General features: G+C 68.4%; 15 protein-coding genes. 8 read left to right on the top strand and 7 right to left on the bottom strand.

All coding sequences use genetic code 11. From position 1 onward, the window contains the following. Positions 1-95 precede the first annotated feature (95 nt). Positions 96-1,355, top strand: a complete 1,260-nt coding sequence (locus VDQ18_RS16145; RefSeq protein ID WP_323021943.1) for an NAD(P)/FAD-dependent oxidoreductase — start codon at positions 96-98, stop codon at positions 1,353-1,355. 88 nt (positions 1,356-1,443) lie between these two features. On the opposite strand, the gene VDQ18_RS16150 is transcribed toward VDQ18_RS16145, so the two are convergent. From VDQ18_RS16150 to VDQ18_RS16180, 7 genes are all read right to left on the bottom strand, one after another. Next, positions 1,444-2,247, bottom strand: coding sequence for an ATP-binding cassette domain-containing protein (locus tag VDQ18_RS16150; RefSeq protein WP_323021944.1), 804 nt, complete (start codon positions 2,245-2,247; stop codon positions 1,444-1,446). Continuing rightward, a complete protein-coding gene (locus tag VDQ18_RS16155) occupies positions 2,240-3,265 on the bottom strand; it encodes an ABC transporter ATP-binding protein (RefSeq protein ID WP_323021945.1) in 1,026 nt (341 codons plus the stop codon). The genes VDQ18_RS16150 and VDQ18_RS16155 overlap by 8 nt, the downstream gene beginning before the upstream one ends. Before the next feature lies 1 nt (position 3,266). Then, positions 3,267-4,154 (bottom strand): ABC transporter permease, encoded by an 888-nt coding sequence (locus VDQ18_RS16160; protein WP_323021946.1) that lies wholly within the window; start codon positions 4,152-4,154, stop codon positions 3,267-3,269. Beyond that, positions 4,151-5,158 carry an ABC transporter permease gene (locus VDQ18_RS16165; protein ID WP_323021947.1) on the bottom strand — a complete coding sequence of 336 codons (1,008 nt, stop codon included), beginning with the start codon at positions 5,156-5,158 and terminating at the stop codon, positions 4,151-4,153. The genes VDQ18_RS16160 and VDQ18_RS16165 overlap by 4 nt, the downstream gene beginning before the upstream one ends. Before the next feature lie 65 nt (positions 5,159-5,223). After that, complete coding sequence (locus tag VDQ18_RS16170; protein ID WP_323021948.1) at positions 5,224-6,798, bottom strand: ABC transporter substrate-binding protein; 1,575 nt, start codon at positions 6,796-6,798, stop codon at positions 5,224-5,226. A gap of 59 nt (positions 6,799-6,857) precedes the next feature. Further along, complete coding sequence (locus tag VDQ18_RS16175; RefSeq protein ID WP_323021949.1) at positions 6,858-10,700, bottom strand: hydantoinase B/oxoprolinase family protein; 3,843 nt, start codon at positions 10,698-10,700, stop codon at positions 6,858-6,860. Between the two features lie 6 nt (positions 10,701-10,706). Beyond that, on the bottom strand, positions 10,707-11,465 hold the full coding sequence (locus VDQ18_RS16180) for an IclR family transcriptional regulator (protein WP_323021950.1): 759 nt from the start codon (positions 11,463-11,465) through the stop codon (positions 10,707-10,709). Positions 11,466-11,687: 222 nt separating this feature from the next. Between VDQ18_RS16180 and VDQ18_RS16185 the strand changes: the two genes are divergently transcribed. The 7 genes from VDQ18_RS16185 to VDQ18_RS16215 all read left to right on the top strand — a co-directional run bounded on the left by VDQ18_RS16185 (position 11,688) and on the right by VDQ18_RS16215 (position 18,132). After that, complete coding sequence (locus VDQ18_RS16185; RefSeq protein ID WP_323021951.1) at positions 11,688-12,842, top strand: M20 aminoacylase family protein; 1,155 nt, start codon at positions 11,688-11,690, stop codon at positions 12,840-12,842. Positions 12,843-12,872: 30 nt separating this feature from the next. After that, positions 12,873-13,631, top strand: coding sequence for a 4-hydroxy-2-oxoheptanedioate aldolase (gene hpaI / locus VDQ18_RS16190; RefSeq protein ID WP_323021952.1), 759 nt, complete (start codon positions 12,873-12,875; stop codon positions 13,629-13,631). Positions 13,632-13,636: 5 nt separating this feature from the next. After that, positions 13,637-14,530: an endonuclease/exonuclease/phosphatase family protein gene (locus tag VDQ18_RS16195; protein ID WP_323021953.1), complete on the top strand. Its 894-nt coding sequence runs from the start codon at positions 13,637-13,639 to the stop codon at positions 14,528-14,530. A 71-nt stretch (positions 14,531-14,601) separates the two neighbouring features. After that, complete coding sequence (locus VDQ18_RS16200) at positions 14,602-15,684, top strand: sensor histidine kinase (RefSeq protein WP_323021954.1); 1,083 nt, start codon at positions 14,602-14,604, stop codon at positions 15,682-15,684. Positions 15,685-15,753: 69 nt separating this feature from the next. Continuing rightward, positions 15,754-16,464, top strand: a complete 711-nt coding sequence (phoU, locus tag VDQ18_RS16205; protein WP_323021955.1) for a phosphate signaling complex protein PhoU — start codon at positions 15,754-15,756, stop codon at positions 16,462-16,464. 9 nt (positions 16,465-16,473) lie between these two features. Beyond that, the gene (gene phoB, locus VDQ18_RS16210) at positions 16,474-17,166 is read left to right on the top strand and encodes a phosphate regulon transcriptional regulator PhoB (RefSeq protein ID WP_323021956.1); all 693 of its coding nucleotides are present in this window, start codon (positions 16,474-16,476) and stop codon (positions 17,164-17,166) included. 51 nt (positions 17,167-17,217) lie between these two features. Continuing rightward, entirely contained in the window at positions 17,218-18,132 is a 915-nt protein-coding gene (locus tag VDQ18_RS16215) for an aminotransferase class IV (RefSeq protein ID WP_323021957.1), read from the top strand. The last annotated feature ends 19 nt before the right edge of the window (positions 18,133-18,151 follow it).

Here is an 18,151-nt window from a genome sequence, read left to right on the forward strand (position 1 = left end):
TTAGGCTTTGCCCAACCAAGGCTTCGCCATTGCCGTGTTTCGGGGTGGGACGGCCCGGCCTACTCTGCACCGGAACAGGCGCGCGAGGGGGCAGGATGGAACGGGTCGATACAATCGTGGTGGGCGGCGGGCAGGCGGGCATCGCCATGAGCGAGCATCTGCGCGACCAGGGCGTCGATCATCTGGTGCTGGAGCGCGGCCGCATCGCCGAGCGCTGGCGCACCGGCCGCTGGGATTCGCTGGTCGCCAATGGTCCCGCCTGGCACGACCGTTTCCCGCACCGGACTTTCGCGGGCGATGGCGAGGCCTTCCCCGACAAGGAGAGCGTCGCGCAATATTTCGCCGATTACGCCGCCCACATCGCCGCCCCAGTGCGCGAGGGCGTCACCGTGACCCGTGCTACGCGGATCGAGGGGACGCGGTGCTTCCGGGTCGAGACTTCGGCCGGGGTGTTCGAGGCCCGCAACATCGTCGCCGCGACCGGCCCGTTCCAGCGCCCGCTGATCCCGCCGCTGGTGCCGGAGACTGCCGGGTTTTCCCAACTCCATTCCGCGGATTACCGCAATCCGGGGCAGCTGGCGCCGGGGGCGGTGCTGGTGGTGGGGGGCGGGTCCTCGGGCGTGCAGATCGCGGACGAGCTGATGCAGGCCGGGCGTCGCGTCTTCCTGTCGGTCGGCCCGCATGGACGGCCGCCGCGCGCCTACCGCGGCCGGGATTATTGCTGGTGGCTGGGGGTGCTGGGCAAGTGGGACATCGACACGCCCGCGCCGGGGACCGAGCATGTGACGATCGCGGTGAGCGGCGCGCAGGGTGGCAAGACCATCGAATTCCGGGCGCTGGCGCATCAGGGCATGACGCTGCTGGGGCGGGCCGAGGGGTTCGAGGGCGGGGTGATGCGCTTTGCGGATGACCTGCGCGAGAACATCCGCAAGGGCGACGAGAATTACTTCTCGGTCCTGGACGAGGCCGATGCCTGGGCGCTGCGCCACGGGATCGCGCTGCCCGAGGAGCCCGAGGCGCGGCTGCTGCCGCCCGATCCGGCCTGCGTGAGCGATCCGATCCTGTCGCTGGATCTGGCGGCCGAGGGGATCACGACGATCCTTTGGGCCACGGGATACGGTTTCGATTTCAGCTGGTTGCAGGTCGATACCTTCGACGCGCAGGGGCGGCCGCTGCATGCCCGGGGTGTCTCGCGCGAGCCAGGGGTCTATTTCGTCGGTCTGCCCTGGCAGACGCGGCGGGGCTCGGCCTTCATCTGGGGCGTCTGGCACGACGCCCGCTTCATCGCCGACCAGATCGGGATTCAGCGGGCCTATAGCAGCTATGACGAGGGGATGCGGGCGGCGGGGCGGTAGGAGCGACAAGGGCGGCGTCTGGGCCTTGGTGGGATGAAATCCCACCCTACGGGCGCCGGTAGGGTGGGGTTTCACCCCACCATCCGTCTCACTGCCGGCCAACCCGCCGGATATCCGGCGGCATCGCCGCCAGCAGGCTCCGCGTATAATCGCTATCGGGCGCGTCGAACAGGCGCTGGGTCTCGCCCTGTTCCTTGATCTCGCCGCGATAGATCAGCGCCACCCGGTCGCAGATATAGCGGATCACGCCCAGATCGTGGCTGATGAAGAAATAGGTCAGCCCCAGCCGTTGTTGCAGCTCGATCAGCAGGTTAAGCACCTGCGCCTGAACCGAGACGTCCAGCGCCGAGGTCGGCTCATCCAGCAGCACCAGCGACGGCCCCGGGGCCAAAGCCCGGGCGATGCAGATCCGCTGCCGCTGCCCGCCGGAAAACTCGTGCGGATGGCGGTAGAGGTGCTGCGGCCCCAGCCCGACCAGCTCCAGCAGTTCCGCCGCCCGGTCGGTGCGTTGCTGTCGGTTCAGCCCCAGCGTGGCGCGGTGGATCAGCATCGGCTCGGTCACGATGTCATGCACCGACATGCGCGGGTTGAGCGAGGCATAGGGGTCCTGAAAGACGATCTGAACCTTGGCCCTGAGCGCGCGCAGGGCGGCGGGGCTGAGGCGGGCCATATCCTCGCCCTCGAACAGGATGCGGCCCGAGGTCGGGGTATCCAGCCGCAGGATCTGCCGGGTCAGGGTCGTCTTGCCCGAGCCGCTTTCGCCGACCAGCCCGAAGCTTTCGCCCTTCCTGACCGACAGGCTCACCTCATGCAGCGCGCGGACGCCCTCGGTCTTGCCGAACATGCCCTGCCGGGCGGGAAAGACGCGCGAGACATTCTCGATCTCAAGCATGCTGCAGCTCCTCAACCACCGGGCAGGCGACCTCATGCCCCGCCGCGCGGGTATGCAGCGGCGGCGGGCCTTCCAGACAGGACGGCCGGGCCAACGCGCAGCGGGGCGCGAAGCGGCAGCCGGGGGGCGGGTGGATCAGGTTCGGGACCGAGCCTGCCAGCCCCTGCAACTGCCCCCGCGCCACGCTGCGGTCGGGGATCGCCCTGAGCAGGGCCTGCGTGTAGGGATGGGCGGGATCGGCCAGCACCTCGGCAATCGGGCCCTTCTCGACGATGGTTCCGGCGTACATCACCGCGACATGGGTGCAGGTCTGGGCCACCACGCCAAGGTTGTGGGTGATCAGCACGACACCCATATCATGCGCCGCCACCATCTGCTTCAGCAGCGTCAGGATCTGCGCCTGAACGGAGACATCCAGCGCCGTGGTCGGCTCGTCGGCGATCAACAGGCCCGGGCGGCCGATCAGTGCCATGGCGATCAGCACCCGTTGCCGCATCCCGCCCGAGAATTGGTGCGGGTAATCGTCCAGCCGCGATTCCGCCGCCGGGATGCCGACCTCGGTCAGCATGTTGATGGCGAGCTTGCGCGCGGCGGCCTTGCGCGCTCGGCGCCCGGCGCGGGCGTCGAGCCCGAGGATCGAGGGATCGTGCCGGGCCGCGGCCAGCGCCACATCAATGAGCTGCGTGCCGATGCGGAAGGCGGGGTTGAGGTTGGTGGTCGGGTCCTGAAAGATCATCCCCACGCGCCGGCCCCGCAGCGCCCGCATCTGCGGCTCGCTCAGCCCCAGCACGTCGGTTCCGTCCAGCAAGATCTGGCCGCCGGTGTATTCGGCGGGGGGCGTGCGGACCAACCGGGACACGGAGAGCCCGGTCAGTGACTTGCCACAGCCGGTTTCGCCCACCAGCCCCCAGATCTGCCGCTTTTCGACGCTGAGGCTGACGCCCGCCAGCACCTTGGCGGCGCCCTCGAAGGAATGCATCGACAGATGCAGGTCGCGGATATCGAGAAGTGCACTCATCTCAGCGCCTCGCACGCGGGTCGAGGACGTCGCGCAGCCCGTCGCCCAGAAGGTTGAAGCCGAAGACGGCCAGGAACATGGCGAGGCCGGGGAAGACCGCGGTCCACCAGAAATCCGGCATGTAGTTGCGGGCGATGGACAAAAGCGTGCCCCATTCCGGGGTCGGCGGGCGCACACCGATGCCGATGAAGCCCAGCGCCGCGACGGTCAGGATGGCGAAACCCATGTCGAGCGACATCTTCACGATCACCGGCGAGACGATGTTGGGCAGGATGTGGCGGAAGAGGACGCGGGCGGGGCTGGCGCCGATGGCGCGGGCGGCGGCGACATAGACCTCCTCGCGCGCCTGCAGCACCTCGCCCCGGACCAGTCGTGCGTAGCCGGGCCACCAGGACAGGGCGATGGCGATGATCATGTTGACGAAGCCCGGGCCGAGGGCCGCGGCGACGGCCATGGCCAGGATCAGGCTGGGGATGGTCAGCATGAGGTCGGAAAACCGCATCAGCACATCGTCGATCCAGCCGCCGTTGAAGCCCGCCAGCGCGCCGACCACCACGCCCAGCACGGTGCCGATCAGCACCACGGCAAAGCCCGCCGCGACCGAGACGGGGGTGCCGGCCATGACCAGCGACAGCACGTCCTGTCCCAGCTCGTTGGTCCCGAACGGATGGGCGAGGGACGGGGCTTGGAACCGCTCGGCGGTGTTCAGGCCGCCCCGGACGTGCTCAGGGTAGGGGGCGAGCAGATTGCCGAACAGGGTGAAGAACAGCACCACGGCGACCATGGTCGCGCCGACCATCGACAGGCGGCTCTGGCGAAAACGGTAGAAGGCGCGGCGCGAGGCCTCGGCCCGGGCGCTGCGGCGGCTGTCCTGGGACACGTCGGTCATTGGTAGCGGACCTTCGGGTTGATGAGGCCGTAAAGCACGTCGATGGCGATATTGGCGGTGACGAAAAGGACCCCGATCACCAGCGCGACGCTGACCACCGGCATGAAATCCTGCGAAACGATGGCGGAGGTGGCGTAAAGCCCGATCCCCGGCCAGTCGAAGACGGTTTCCACCAGCACCGTGCCCCCCAGGAGCCAGCCGAAATAAAGGCCGATGACGGTGAGCGAGGCGGAAATCGCGTTCCTCAGCACGTATTTGAAGACGATGAGGCGGGGCGAGAGGCCCAGCGCCCGGGCTGTGGTGACGTAATCCTGGTGCATCACCTCGATGGTCGAGGCGCGCATCATCCTGAGGATCGTGGCCAGCGGCGACAGCGACATGGCGATGGCGGGCAACGCCAGGTAGCGCATGGCGGTCCAGAAGGACTCCCAGTCACCGGCGAGGATCGAGTCGATGGTGTAAAAGCCGGTGATACCCGGCGGCGGGTCGAAGATGATCGGGAAGCGCCCGCCCAGCGGCAGCCACATCAGCCACATGGCGAAGCAGAGTTGCAGCAGCAGCCCGAGGAAGAAGCGCGGCATGGAGATGGCGGCGACGGACAGGATGTTCGACAGATAGTCGGGCCATTTGTTGCGCCAGACGGCGGCCATCAGGCCTGCCGGGATGCCGACGACGATGGCCAGCAACAGGGCCGAGAAGACCAGCTCCAGCGTCGCGGGCAGATAGGCGGCAAGGTCGGTGGCGACGGGGCGGCGGGAAAACAGCGAGGTGCCGAAATCGCCCTGAACCAGCCCGGAAAGATAGGTCCAGTACTGGACCCACAGCGGCTGATCGAGGCCGAATTCGCGCGCCAGCGCCTCGATCTCGGCGCGGGTGGCGTTGGGACCGGCGGCCAGGCCCACCGGGTCGCCCGGCAGGACGCGGGCGATGACGAACATGATGATCGTCATGCCGATCAGCACCGGCAGGATCAGCAGGATCCGCCTCAGGATGAACCGCAGCATTGCCTCGGGGCCTCGCGTTCGGGAAGGGCCGGGCGCAGAAGGGACCTGCGCCCGGAAGGGTCAGATCACAGCGACAGCGGCCAGGCCTCGATCGCGTTCGAGGCGACGGGGGTGAAGGCAAAGCCCTGCACCGCGTCGCGCATCCCCAGACGGCGCTTTTCGAGGACGCCGAAGATGTCGGGGCAATCCGCGACCAGCAATTCCTGCAGCTGGCCGTAGATCTCCACCCGGCGGGCGGGGTCGATCTCGGTCCGGCCGGCCTCGATCAGCGCGTCGGCTTCGGGGTTGTGGTAGACCGCGTTCTGCCAGCCGCCATTGCGCGAAGAATGATAGGCGGCATAGGCGATGTTGTCGGGGTCGCCGTAATTCGCGGTCTGATAGACCGGGAAGAGGTCGGGGAAGGTCTCGGGCGATTGGCAGGCGGCCACCATGTCCGGCCAGTTCATCGGCGTGATGTCCAGCTGGATGTTCAGCGCCTGCAGGCTGTCGAGCATGATCAGCGCCCAGCGGCGTTGCTGTTCCAGCCCGTTCACATGCACCATGCGCAGGGTGATCCCGCCCTCCGGCGTGTCGGTCATCGCCAGATGCTCGCGCGCCTTGTCGAGATCCATGCGGTAGACCTCGAGCTCGGGATTGTGGCCGAGGATGCCGTTGGGCAGTGGGCCGGTCATCAGCTCGGCATAGCCCGAGGCATCGAGCATCGCCTGGTAATTCATGGCATAGGCCACGGCCTTGCGCATGTTGATGTCGGCCATCGGGCCTTGTTCGGTGTTCATCTTGATCGAGAAGGTGCGGTATTCCGGCTCGATCACCCGCACCACGCCCGGCGCGCCGTCGAGCGCATCCATGTCTTCCGAGGTCAGGTCGACCGAGATATGCACCTCGCCCCGCTGCAGCATCAGCCGCTGGGTGGAGCTTTCGCGCACGATCTGCCAGATCACCCCGTCGAGGTTGCCGCCGCCGGTCTGCCAGGCGGTGTCGGCGCGCTGCAGCTGATAGAGCGCGCCCGCTTCGGCGCGGCGCAGCTTGAAGGGGCCCGAGCCCGCGACATTGGCCTGCAGATAGGTGGTGCTGTCATCCCCGCCCTCGTTGGCCTCGGCGATGGCTTTCGAGGCGATGAAGATCCACGGGATCACCTGCAGGAAGGCGGCGAAGGGCGTCGCAAGGTCGAAGCGGACCGTATGGGCGTCGACGGCGGTGACGCCCTCGGGCTCGACGATGCCGCGGATCATCCAGCTGTTGCCGCGGGCGAGCCTGAGCGCGCGCTGGTAGGAGAAGACCACATCCTCGGCGGTGACCGGGCTGCCGTCGTGGAAGACCGCCGCCGGGTTCAGCGCGAAAGTATAGGTCTTGCCGTCCTCGCTGACCTCCCAGCTGTCGGCAAGGGCGGGCACCGGCTCCGGCGGGTTGCCCGCGACGCGGACCAGCGGCTCGTAGGTGTTGCGCAGGAAGAAGCTGGCCGAATAGCCGGTCGCCGTATGCGGGTCGTAGTTCGGGATATCCTGCGTCGAGGCGATGATCAGGATGTTCCGCCCCGATTGGGCGAAGAGCTGCTGCGGGAAGCTGGCGGCAGCAAGACCGGCGCCGCTGAGGGCCAGAAAGCTGCGCCGCGAGAGGGTCTTGAGGTCGATGGTGGACATTCGGGTCTCCGTGTTGGGGTCCGGCCGGGTCGGCTCCGGCCGGTTGGGGTGGTCGGATCTCAGGCCGTTGCGGCGAGTTCTGCGCGCGCCGTCAGGGCCGAAGGGTGATAGCGGCGGACGTAGTCGAGGGTGACGTAGCCCAGCCTCAGATCGCGCTCGACAAGCGCGGGGTCGCGGTCGGCCGGATCGCCGAACCCGGCGCCCCCGCCAAGCATCAGCTCCACCCGTTCGCCGGGCGTGCGGAGTTCCACCAGCTTGCCGGTGCCGCAATCCTCGATCAGCCCGTCATCGGGACCGATCACCCGCCCGCGCGCCATGCCTCCCGGCTGACCGCCGAACAGGCCCGGGATCGGGTTGTTGACGCCCTCGGGGAAGACCGAGGCCAGCGTGGTGCGCCCGTCGGTGGTGAGCTTGCGGAACACCACTCGCTGACCCAGACCGCCGCGGTGCCGTCCGGCGCCGCCGGTGTCGGGGACAAAGGCCTTCTCCTCGATCAGGATCGGCGCGCGGCTTTCCATCAGCTCGATCGAGGTATTGGCGGCCGAGGTCGGCCACAGCAGCGCCGAATGCCCGTCGCCCCGGTCCGAGCCCCCCTGTCCGCCGCCGCAGAACAGCATGTCGGAATAGAAGGCGCCCGAGGCATCCTGCCCGTAGACGGTCGAAGCCACGGCGAGCCCGGTGAAGGCCTGCACATCCTCGGGCCGGGCGCCAGCCAGCGCCTGGAAGATGTTGGGCGCCAGATACCAGCCGGTGCGGGTGCGGATATTGACCGACGCGGGATAGGTGCAGTTCAGGATCGAGCCCTCGGGCGCGGTCACCGTGAAGGGGCGGTAACAGCCCGCATTGCCGCGCACCTTCGGCGTCAGCATGCATTTCAGCGGATAGGTCGCGTGCGCCGCGGTGTAGTTCAGCGTCGAGTTGAGGCCCCCCTGGGCCAGCTGCGGCGGGGCGCCGTCGAAGTCGATGGTCATCGCATCGCCCTCGACCTTGATCGCCACCGGATAGGTCATCACCTCGCCCAGCGGGTTGTTGGTGATGGTGCCGGTATAGACGCCGTCGGGGATGGCCCGCACCGCGTCGCGCATCGCGCCTTCGGACAGGTCCTGCACCACCTGAGCCAGCGCGCCCAGATCCTCCATGCCGTATTCGGCCATGAAGGCCTCCAGCCGCTCGGCGCCGATCACGTTCGCCGTGACGAAGGACTGGATGTCGCCGATCACCTGCTCGCCGTTGCGGACGTTCTGGCCGATCATGCGGAACAGGGTCTCGTTCGGCCTGCCCGCCTCGAACAGCTTCATCGGCGGGATCTGCAGACCTTCCTCGTAGATCTCGCGTGCCTTCAGCGAATCCTTGGTGCCACCGATGTCCGAGACATGGCCCACGGTGCCCAGAAGCCCGACCAGCCGCCCGTTGCGGAACGCAGGCGTGACGATGGCAAGGTCAAAGAGGTGCCCGGCGCAGAGCCAGGGGTCGTTGGTGATCAGCACATCGCCCGGTTGCAGCGTCTCGGCCGGATAGCGTTCCAGCAGCGCCTTGACCGCGCGGGGCAGGGTCAGGTTGAAGACCGGCATGGCGCGCGGGCTGTGGGCCAGCGTCTCGCCCAAGGGGTCCAGCAGCTCGCAGGCGAAGTCCTGCGCTTCCGAAATCACCAGCGAAAAGGCGGTGCGGCAGACCGTCTGCCACATCTCCTCGGCCACGTTCACCAGACGGCTCCACATGATTTCCAGCCCGATGGGATCGGCCTGGATCAGCTTGACGGCATCCTCGCGGCTCATGCCCGCCGGGATGCGGGTTTCGGCCTGTTGGGTGGCGGCGACGCTGATGCAGAGGTTCAGGGCATTGTCCACCTTCACGCTGTCGCGCGGGCCGATGATCGTTGTCGCCTCGCGTTCCTCGACGATGGCGGGGCCGTCGAAGGTGTCGCCCGGGACCAGCGCATAGCGGTCGTAGACCTTGGCCTCGAAAGCGCCGTCCGCGAACCAGGCGCGGCGGGTGCCCTTGACCCGGCCCTCGGCCCCCGCGCCCCCGGCGGCGCCGGTGACGGAGATGGCGGGCTGGGGACCCACGCAGCGCAGGCGGAAGTTCACCGCCTCGATCCGCGCGCCCTCGAAGACCTTGGTGTAGCGCACCTCATAGGCTTTGGCGAAAGCCTCGCGGATCGCGGGCAGGCTGTCCGCGCCGATGGGGCCCGGGGGCAGGGCCACGGAAATGTCGTGCATCTGGCCGACGAGGCGCATGTCGGCGTGGACCTCGACCGTGATGTCGGCATCCTTGACGCCCGCGGCGGTCAGGTGCCCGCGGCCCTCGGCCTCCATCGCCTGCAACAGCGCGTTCAGCGGTTCAGCGTCGAAATCGCCAGACAGTTCAACGCGGTGCGAGCGCACCCCTTCGAAGCTGAGCGGCGCCACCAAGAAACCCAGGGCCGAGGCGGCACCCGAGGCCGGGGGGATGATGACCTCGCCCACGCCCATGGCACGGGCCACGTTCACCGCATGCGCCGGACCGGCGCCGCCGAAGGCGACCATGGCGTAATTGCGGGGATCCTTGCCCTTCTCGATCAGGTGGACGCGGGCCGAGGCGGCCATGTTCTCGGCTACCACCTTGTGGATGCCCAGCGCCGCTTCCTCGATGCCGAGGCCCAGAGGCGCCGCCACCGTGCCGACCGCGAGGCGCGCGGCCTCAAGATCCAGCGTCATCCGCCCGCCGAGGAAGAAACCGGGGTCATAATAGCCCAGCACAAGGTTCGCGTCGGTGACGGTCGGTTGCAAGCCGCCCAGGCCATAGCAGGCCGGGCCTGGGTCCGAGGCCGCCGAATGCGGGCCCACCTTCAGCAGGCCCACCTCGTCCAGCGCGGCGATGGAGCCGCCGCCCGCGCCGATCTCGATCATGTCGATCACCGGCGCCTTGATCGGCAGGCCCGAGCCCTTGGTGAAGCGATGGACGCGCGCGGCCTCCATCATCGGGGCGATTTCGGCGCGGTTGTCCTCGATCATGCAGGCCTTGGCCGTGGTGCCGCCCATGTCGAAGGAAATCACATCGGCCCGGCCCGCCAGTTCCCCGAACAGAGCGGTCGCCAGACCGCCGCCCGCCGGACCCGATTCCAGCAGCCGGATCGGCAGCTCCCGGGCCGTGGCCAGCGAAACGAGGCCGCCCGCCGAATGCATCAGCCTCAGCGAGCCGAGGAACCCGCGCTTGCGCAGTTCCGCTTCCAGCCGCTTGAGGTAACGGTCCATCAAGGGCTGCACATAGGCATTGGCGCAGGTGGTGACGGTGCGCTGATACTCGCCCATCTCGGCCACCACGTCGGACGAGATCGACACGGCGATCCCCGGCGCGGCGGCGCGGATCAGTTCGGCTGCGCGGCGCTCATGCGCGGGGTTGATATAGGCATGCAGGAACGAGACCGCGATCGCCTCGCAGCCCTGTGCGACCAACGCCTTGGCGGCGCGGGTGACCCCGGCCTCGTCCAGTGGCGTCAGAACCTCGCCCGCGGCGTTCAGGCGCTCGGCGACCTCGATGCGGCGGTCGCGGGTTGCCAGCGGTTCCGGGAATTCGACGAAAAGGTCATAGATGTCATAGCGTTGCTCCGTCCCCATCTCCAGGATGTCACGGAAGCCTTGGGTGGTGATGAGGCCCAGCTTCGCGCCCTTGCGCTCGATCACGGCGTTCGTGACCAGCGTCGTGCCATGCACCATCTCGGACACGTCCGAGAGCGCGATGCCGCGCAGCGCGACCAGCTCTTCCAGCCCTTTCAACGCGGCCTCGGCCGGGTCGTGGGGGGTGGTCAGGCGCTTGTGCAGCGTCACGCTGCCCTCGGCGCCATCGTAGAGGATGAAGTCGGTGAAGGTGCCGCCGATGTCGAACCCGACCCTCCAGCGCCCGGTGCCGCTTGCTCCGCTCATGTCTTCTTACCTTTTCCTGAGTGTCCTGTCGCCCAGGGCGGCCGAGACCTCGGCCGCGCCGTCGAGCAACATGGTTTCGATGGTTTTGCGGTCTTCCTCGGTGGCCAGCGCAGCGGGCCAGACGATGCACAGGGCGACCGCTTCGCCCGTTTCGGGGTCGCGCACCGCGACCGAAAGCGCGTCCACACCGCGCGTCGATTCCTGGGCCGAGAACGAGACGCCCGTGCGCCGCACCTCGGCCAGCCGTTCCAGCACTTCGTCGATGCTCTGCGGCGACAGGTCCGAAGGCGGCACGATGCCATCCGCGAAAAGCGCCCGCACCTCGTCATCGCTGAGGAGCGCCAGCAGGGCGCGCCCGGTGCCGCTGCCGTGTGCGGTCAGGCGGCGGCCGATGTTCGACACGACGCGCAGCGAATGGGTGCCGGGATGGTCGGTCACCGCCGCCACCTCGGTGTCGATCAGCTTGCTGACATAGCCGGTATGCCCGGTGGCGGTGCTGATCTTCGCCACCGCCTCGGCTGCGCGTTCGACAAGGCTCGACGACCGCCGGTAGCTGATCGCCGCATCCAGCACCAGAACCCCGGGGCGGAAGCGCTTGGTCTTGCCGATGGTCTCCAGAAGCCCCGCGTCGCGCATCGCCCTGAGCAGCCGCGAGGCGTTGCTCTTGGGGATGCCCAGCTTCTCGACCGTGTCCATGACGGTGAGTTCGGTGCACTCGGCTCCGAAACAACGCAGGACGGCGGCGGCGGAATTCAGGATGGACATGGCGGCCAGAAAGTTGCAAAAAATGGAACCAAGGTTCCGATGAATGCAACTATTTGACGGCGGGCGATTCGTGTCAACGGTCTTTGCAATGTGCGAAGGTCAGTTTTTTCGACTGCTGCCGAGAGGGGCAGTCCTGCCGGTTTTTCAGCCGATCCGGGGCTCTTGCCGAAAGCGCCGGGCGGTGCCACGCTCGCGCGAGACGCCGCAAACCCCGGAAATCCCATGCAATCTCTGCCCCGAATCGATGCCTTCGCCGCGGATCTGACCGCGCTGCGCCACGACTTCCACGCCCATCCCGAACTGGGGTTTGAGGAGCACCGGACCTCGGCCCGCATCGCCGAACTGCTGGAAAGCTGGGGGATTGAAGTCACGCGCGGGATCGGCGGGACCGGGCTGGTCGGTGTGCTGCACGGCCGCGGGCCGGGGCGGCGCATCGGGCTCAGGGCCGATATGGACGCCCTGCCGATGGAGGAGCTGACGAACCTGCCCTATGCCTCGAAAAACGCGGGTGTTTTCCATGGCTGCGGGCATGACGGGCATATCACCATGCTGCTGGGCGCCGCCCGCTATCTGGCCGAGACGCGGGCGTTCGACGGCACGGCGGTGTTCATCTTCCAACCGGCCGAGGAAGGGCTGGGCGGCGCCCGGGCCATGATCGCCGACGGGCTCTTCGAGCGCTTTCCCTGCGACGAACTCTATGGCCTGCACAATTCGCCCTATCACCCGCTGGGACAGGTCACGCTGCGCCCGGGGCTGGCGCAGGCCGGGGCCTCGTTCTTCGACATCCGCATTCAGGGGCAGGGCGCGCATGGCGCCTATCCGCATTTCGCCAAGGACCCGGTGACCATCGGCGCCGGGCTGGTGAAGGAGCTGCAGGAGATCACCGCCCGCAACGCCGATCCGCTGCATCCGGTGGTGGTCTCGGTCACTGCCTTCCGGGCGGGCGAGGCCTATAACGTGATCCCCGACAGTGCCGAATTGCGCGGCACGTTCCGCTTCCTCAGGGCCGAGGACCGCGACCTGATCGATACCAGGATGCGGCAGATCTGTGCCGGGATGGCGCTGGCACATGGTGTGACCATCGACGTCGATATTCGCGGCGTTTTCAGCCCCTTGCGCAACGACACTCAGAGCGTGGATCACCTGATCGAGGCCGCCCGCGACGTGGTTGGCGAGCAGGCCGCAGCCGATGCCGAGGTGATCATGGGGTCCGAGGACATGGCTGATCTCCTGGCCGTGGTGCCGGGCGCCTTCTTCAACCTCGGCCATGGCTCGGGCGTGCCGGTCCACAACCCGCATTTCACCTTTGACGACCGCATCCTGCCGGTCGGCGCCAGCATCTTCGCCCGTCTGGTCGAGCGGCGCGGCACGCGCTAGGGTGGCGGGCACAGGCAGGGGGGATTTGCGATGCAACGCAACGGGTTCAAGGCGGCGCTGGCCGAGGGGCGCAACCAGATCGGCTGCTGGGTCGGGCTGGCCGATGATTACGCGGCCGAGATCGCCGGGGAGGCCGGGTTCGACTGGCTGCTGATCGACGGCGAACACGCGCCCAATGACATCCGTTCGATGCGCCGCCAACTGTCGGCGCTGGGGCGCTCGACCTCGCATCCGGTGATCCGCCTGCCGATCGGCGAGGTCTGGATGGTCAAGCAGGCGCTGGATATCGGCGCGCAGACCCTGCTCATTCCCATGGTCGAATCGGGCGCACAGGCGGCGGAACTGGCCCGCGCCATGCGCTACCCGCCCGAGGGGATCCGCGGCGTGGGGGCGGCGCTCGCCCGGGCCTCGCGCTTTTCCGGCATCCCCGATTACATCCACCGCGCCGATGACGAGGTCTGTCTGCTGGTGCAGGTCGAGAACCGCGCCGGGATGGCGGCGCTCGACGATATTCTGGCGGTCGAAGGGGTGGATGGCGTGTTCATCGGCCCGGCGGATCTGTCGGCGGATATGGGCTTTCGCGGCAAGGCCGACGCGCCCGAGGTGAAGCTGGCCATCCAGGACGCGATCCGGCGCATCCGGGCGGCGGGCAAGGCGGCCGGGATCCTGTCCACGGACGAGGCGCAGGCGAAGGAATGGATCGCCGCGGGCGCCAATTTCTGCGCCGTGGGCATCGACGTCACCGTGCTGGCCAATGCGCTGAGGGCGCTGGCGGCCAAGTTCCGCTGACGGCCATGCGGGTTCTGACCTTCAACGTTCAGAACCTGCGGCTCCGGCGGCCCGAGGGGCGCGAGCGGCTCGATGGCGCGCGCGACGGCTCGGACGGGGACAGCGCCCTCGACCGGGCGCTCGATTTCGCCGACCGGCGGCTGACGGCGGCGGTGCTGGCCCGGGCCGGGGCCGATGTCTGCGCCTTGCAGGAGGTCTTCGACCGCGACTCGCTCGATTATTTCCACGACCATCTGTTGCGCGGGGCCGGGGCGGCGCCCTGGCCCTGGCGGGCCTGTCTTCAGGGCAATGACGGGGCAGGGCGGGACCTCGCCTTGATGGCGCGCAGGCCGTTCGCGGCGCAAAGCCACGCCCGGCTGTTGGCGGGCGATCTGGGGCTTGAGGGGCGGGCGGATCTGCCGGTCTTCAGCCGCGACCTGCTGGCGGCGGATTTCGGGCCCCTCACGCTATTTGTCGTGCATTTCAAGGCGCCCTGGCCCGATCCCGAGGCCGCCTGGACCCGCCGCCATCTGGAGGCGCAGGCCGTGCGCCGGGTGATCGAGCGGCGGTTTTCCGATCCGGCCGCGGCGCTCTGGCTGGTGCTGGGCGATTTCAACGACCCGCCCGAGGGGGCGCGGGCCGTGGCGCCGATCCTCGACCCCTTTGGCGTCGATCTGACCCAGCGCATGCCCGAGGGCGAGCGCTGGACCTGGGCCGAGGGCGAAAGGCGGGGCTGCCCGGATGCAATGATCGCCTCGCCCGCGCTGGCCGCGCGCTTCCCGCAAGCCGTACCGCAGGCAATCCGCGCCGGCCTTGCCCGCAGCGCCGGTGGCACCCAGCCGCGCCTGCCGGACGTGGGAGACGACCGGCCCCATGCCAGCGATCATGCCGCACTTTTGCTGGATCTGCCGGGGCTCTGACCGGGTGCCCGGCTGTCATGGTTCTGTTACACATGGCTGCGACAACAGCCTCAACCCCCGGATCAGCCTGAATGCGACCCGCCATGACCGCCGACCTGACCCATTGCGGCTCGCTGCTCGACGCCCTGCCTGACCCGGCGCTGCTGGTCGGGCCGGACCGCCGCATCCTGCTGGCCAACCCCGCCGCGCGCGAGCTGTTCTCGGCGCCTCTGGTCGGGTCCTCCGCGCTCAGCTACATCCGCCAGCCGGAACCCGCCGCGGCGCTGGAAAAGGGGCTGGCCGCGCTCAGCGAGCCGCCCACCGCCTCGGCCCCGGTCGAGGCGCGGATGATCCAGACCACGCCCACGCGCGAGACGGTGCTGCGCGTGACTGTGGCGCCGGTGGTGGCGACCGGCGGCCTTGCCGCGGTGCTGGTTACCCTGCGCGACATCAGCCAGGTCGAACACGCCGAGGAACAGCGCCGCGATTTCGTGGCCAACGTGAGCCACGAGATGCGCTCGCCCCTGACCGTGCTGGCGGGCTTCATCGAGACGCTGAAAGGCCCCGCGAAGGGCGATCCCGTGGCCACCGCCAGCTTCCTCGACATCATGGAGCGTGAAGCGCAGCGCATGTCGCGGCTGGTGAGCGATCTTCTGTCGCTGAGCCGGGTCGAGGCCGAGGAGCGGGTCCGCCCCCGTGCCCAGGTCTCGCTCAGCGAAGTGGTGCGGGCGACGCTGGCGGCGCTGCGCCCACAGATCGAGGAAGCCGGGATCACCGTCGATTTCCGCGATCTGCCCGACGCTCCGGCCATCCCCGGCGACCGCGACCAGCTGGTGCAGGTGTTCCACAACCTCGTCGAGAACGCGATGAAATACGGCGCCTCGGGCGGGCGCATCGAGATCGAGATCGAGCGGCAGGAACAATCGCCCGGCTTCCCCGGCCCGGTGATGAAGGTGCGGATCCGCGATTTCGGCGACGGGATCGACGCACTGCACCTGCCGCGGCTGACCGAACGCTTCTACCGCGTCGACGGCCACCGCTCGCGCACCATGGGCGGCACGGGCTTGGGGCTCGCCATCGTCAAGCATATCATCAACCGGCATCGGGGGCGGCTGTCCATCCGCTCCACCCGCGGCGAGGGCTCGACCTTTGCCGTGGTGCTGCCCGTGGCCTGATCGGGGCCGGGGTTTCACCGAAGTGTCACATTGCACCGTTAGGGTGCGTCCAAACAACAGAGATTGCGCATGACCCGCCTGCATATCGATTCCGCCTTCGACGACGACCTGGAGCGTATCCGTGACCTGATGCTGGGCATGGGCGGCCGCGTCGAGGAAGCCATCACCCTCGGCGCGCGGGCGCTGGAGGAACGCGACGAGGATCTCGCCCAGCAGGTGGTCGAGGGCGACCATGCCATCGACGCGCTTGAGGAAGAGATCGACCAGCATGTCGTGCGCCTGCTGGCGCTGCGCCAGCCGCAGGCGGGTGACCTGCGGGCGGTGATCGCGGTGATGAAGATGGCGGCCGATATCGAGCGGCTGGGCGATTACGCCAAGAACATGGCCAAGCGCGTGCCGGTCCTGTCCTCCTCGCCGCAGATCGAGGGTGCAGGCGCGGCGATCCGCCGCCAGGCGCGGCAGGTGGGCCAGATGCTCAAGGACATGCTCGACGCCTTCGCCCGGCTCGACACCGCGCTGGCCGAGGATGTGATCCACCGCGATATCGAGGTCGATCACATGACCAACGCGCTCTTCCGCGAGTTCATCACGCATATGATGGAAGACCCGCGCAACATCTCGGCCTGCCTGCATTACACCTTCATCGCCAAGAACGTCGAACGGATGGGCGATCTGGTGACCGGCGGGGCCGAACAGGTCATCTTCCTCGCCACCGGCGAGCGGTTCGGCGACCGGCCGAAGGGCGAGTCGACCGCCACCATCGACGTGCAACCGGACTAAGGAATGTTCATGAGCCGCAGCGATACGCCGCTGGTACTGGTCGTCGACGACGAGCCTGCCCAGCGCGCGCTCCTCACCTATAACCTCGAGGCCGCGGGCTTTCGGGTCGCGACCGCCTCGGACGGCGAGGAGGCTTTGCTGGTCTCGGCCGAAGAAGCGCCCGACGTGATCCTGCTGGACTGGATGCTGCCGCGCGTCTCAGGCATCGAGGTCTGCCGCCAGCTCAAGGCCCAGAAGGGCGGGGCCGATGCGGCGATCATCATGGTCTCGGCCCGGTCCGACGAAAGCGACCGGGTGCGGGGGCTGGAGACGGGCGCCGACGATTACATCACCAAGCCCTATTCGGTGAATGAACTGCTGGCCCGCGTCCGCGCCAACCTGCGCCGCGTGCGCCCGGCCCGCGCGGGGCAGGTGCTGGAAGTGAAGGACCTGACGCTCGACCCCGAGGCGCATCGCGTGCACCGCGACGGGCAGGAGCTGCATCTGGGCCCGACCGAGTTCCGCCTGCTCTCGGCGCTGATGGAGAAATCGGGCCGCGTCTGGACCCGCGAGGCGCTTCTGGACCGGGTCTGGGGCCGCGACATCTATGTCGATACCCGCACCGTCGACGTGCATATCGGCCGCTTGCGCAAGGCGCTGATGGCCAAGGGTGGTGACGATCCGATCCGCACGGTGCGCGGCGCGGGCTATTCGCTGGATTGACATTCCGGGCGGCGGGCGGTCGGATCGGGACCTCTGACAGAGGGTCCTTCGATGAACACCGCCACCGCCGCCCAGGGCTATGTCCCTGATCCCCGTAACGAAAACGTCCTGGTCTGGGTCAATGGCGACCTGGTGCCCAAGGCGCAGGCCATGGTCAGCGTCTTCGACGCGGGCTTCGGTTTCGGCGACGGGGTGTGGGAAGGGCTCAGGCTGGTCCGCGGCCGCATCCTGCAACGCGAGGCGCATCTCGACCGGCTCTTCGAGGGTGCGCGCTCGATCGCGCTGGAGATCCCGCAGGGGCGCGAGGGCATCGATGCGGCCATCGACGGGGTGCTGGCGGCAAACGGGATGGAGGACGGCGCCCATCTGCGGCTGATGGTGACGCGGGGGGTGAAGGCCACGGCCAACCAGGACCCGCGCTTCATTCTGTCCGGCCCGACCGTGGTGATCACCGCCGAATACAAGACCCCGCGGCCCGAGGCCAGGGCGAAGGGCCTCACGCTTTTCACCTCGACCTTCCGCACCTCCGGCCCCGATGTCTTCGACCTGCACCTCAACTCGCATTCCCGGCTGAACCTGATCCAGGCGCTGATCCAGGCGATCAATGCCGGCGCGGATGAGGCGCTGATGCTGGACCCGCGGGGGTTCGTGGCGTCCTGCAATTCGACGAATTTCTTCGTGGTCAGGAAAGGCGAGGTCTGGACCTCGACCTCCAGCTATTCCTTCAAGGGCATCACCCAGGGCGCGGTGATCGACGCCGCCCGCGCCGCCGGGATAACGGTGCGCGAAACCGACATGACGCTGGCGCAGGTCTATTCGGCCGACGAGAGCTTCGTCACCGGCACGCTGGGCGGCGTGACCCCGGTCACGAAGATCGACGGAAGGGTGATCGGCAGCGGCATCCCCGGCCCCCTGACCGCCCGCCTGCGCGCGCTTTACGAGGCGTCGGTCTATCCGCCGGGCTGATCGTCCGGGCCGTGGGATG

Origin of the sequence: Pararhodobacter sp. (assembly GCF_034676075.1) — a bacterium.
GTDB lineage: Bacteria > Pseudomonadota > Alphaproteobacteria > Rhodobacterales > Rhodobacteraceae > Pararhodobacter.

Bases quoted from the DNA above. Each gene is read 5' to 3' on its own strand.
- VDQ18_RS16175 (WP_323021949.1), bottom strand. From the start codon at position 10,700: ATGAGCGGAGCAAGCGGCACCGGGCGCTGGAGGGTCGGGTTCGACATC.
- VDQ18_RS16150 (WP_323021944.1), bottom strand. From the start codon at position 2,247: ATGCTTGAGATCGAGAATGTCTCGCGCGTCTTTCCCGCCCGGCAGGGC.
- VDQ18_RS16185 (WP_323021951.1), top strand. From the start codon at position 11,688: ATGCAATCTCTGCCCCGAATCGATGCCTTCGCCGCGGATCTGACCGCG.
- VDQ18_RS16170 (WP_323021948.1), bottom strand. From the start codon at position 6,798: ATGTCCACCATCGACCTCAAGACCCTCTCGCGGCGCAGCTTTCTGGCC.
- VDQ18_RS16155 (WP_323021945.1), bottom strand. From the start codon at position 3,265: ATGAGTGCACTTCTCGATATCCGCGACCTGCATCTGTCGATGCATTCC.
- VDQ18_RS16145 (WP_323021943.1), top strand. From the start codon at position 96: ATGGAACGGGTCGATACAATCGTGGTGGGCGGCGGGCAGGCGGGCATC.
- VDQ18_RS16215 (WP_323021957.1), top strand. From the start codon at position 17,218: ATGAACACCGCCACCGCCGCCCAGGGCTATGTCCCTGATCCCCGTAAC.
- phoB (WP_323021956.1), top strand. From the start codon at position 16,474: ATGAGCCGCAGCGATACGCCGCTGGTACTGGTCGTCGACGACGAGCCT.
- phoU (WP_323021955.1), top strand. From the start codon at position 15,754: ATGACCCGCCTGCATATCGATTCCGCCTTCGACGACGACCTGGAGCGT.
- VDQ18_RS16195 (WP_323021953.1), top strand. From the start codon at position 13,637: ATGCGGGTTCTGACCTTCAACGTTCAGAACCTGCGGCTCCGGCGGCCC.
- VDQ18_RS16160 (WP_323021946.1), bottom strand. From the start codon at position 4,154: ATGACCGACGTGTCCCAGGACAGCCGCCGCAGCGCCCGGGCCGAGGCC.
- VDQ18_RS16180 (WP_323021950.1), bottom strand. From the start codon at position 11,465: ATGTCCATCCTGAATTCCGCCGCCGCCGTCCTGCGTTGTTTCGGAGCC.
- VDQ18_RS16200 (WP_323021954.1), top strand. From the start codon at position 14,602: ATGCGACCCGCCATGACCGCCGACCTGACCCATTGCGGCTCGCTGCTC.
- VDQ18_RS16165 (WP_323021947.1), bottom strand. From the start codon at position 5,158: ATGCTGCGGTTCATCCTGAGGCGGATCCTGCTGATCCTGCCGGTGCTG.
- hpaI (WP_323021952.1), top strand. From the start codon at position 12,873: ATGCAACGCAACGGGTTCAAGGCGGCGCTGGCCGAGGGGCGCAACCAG.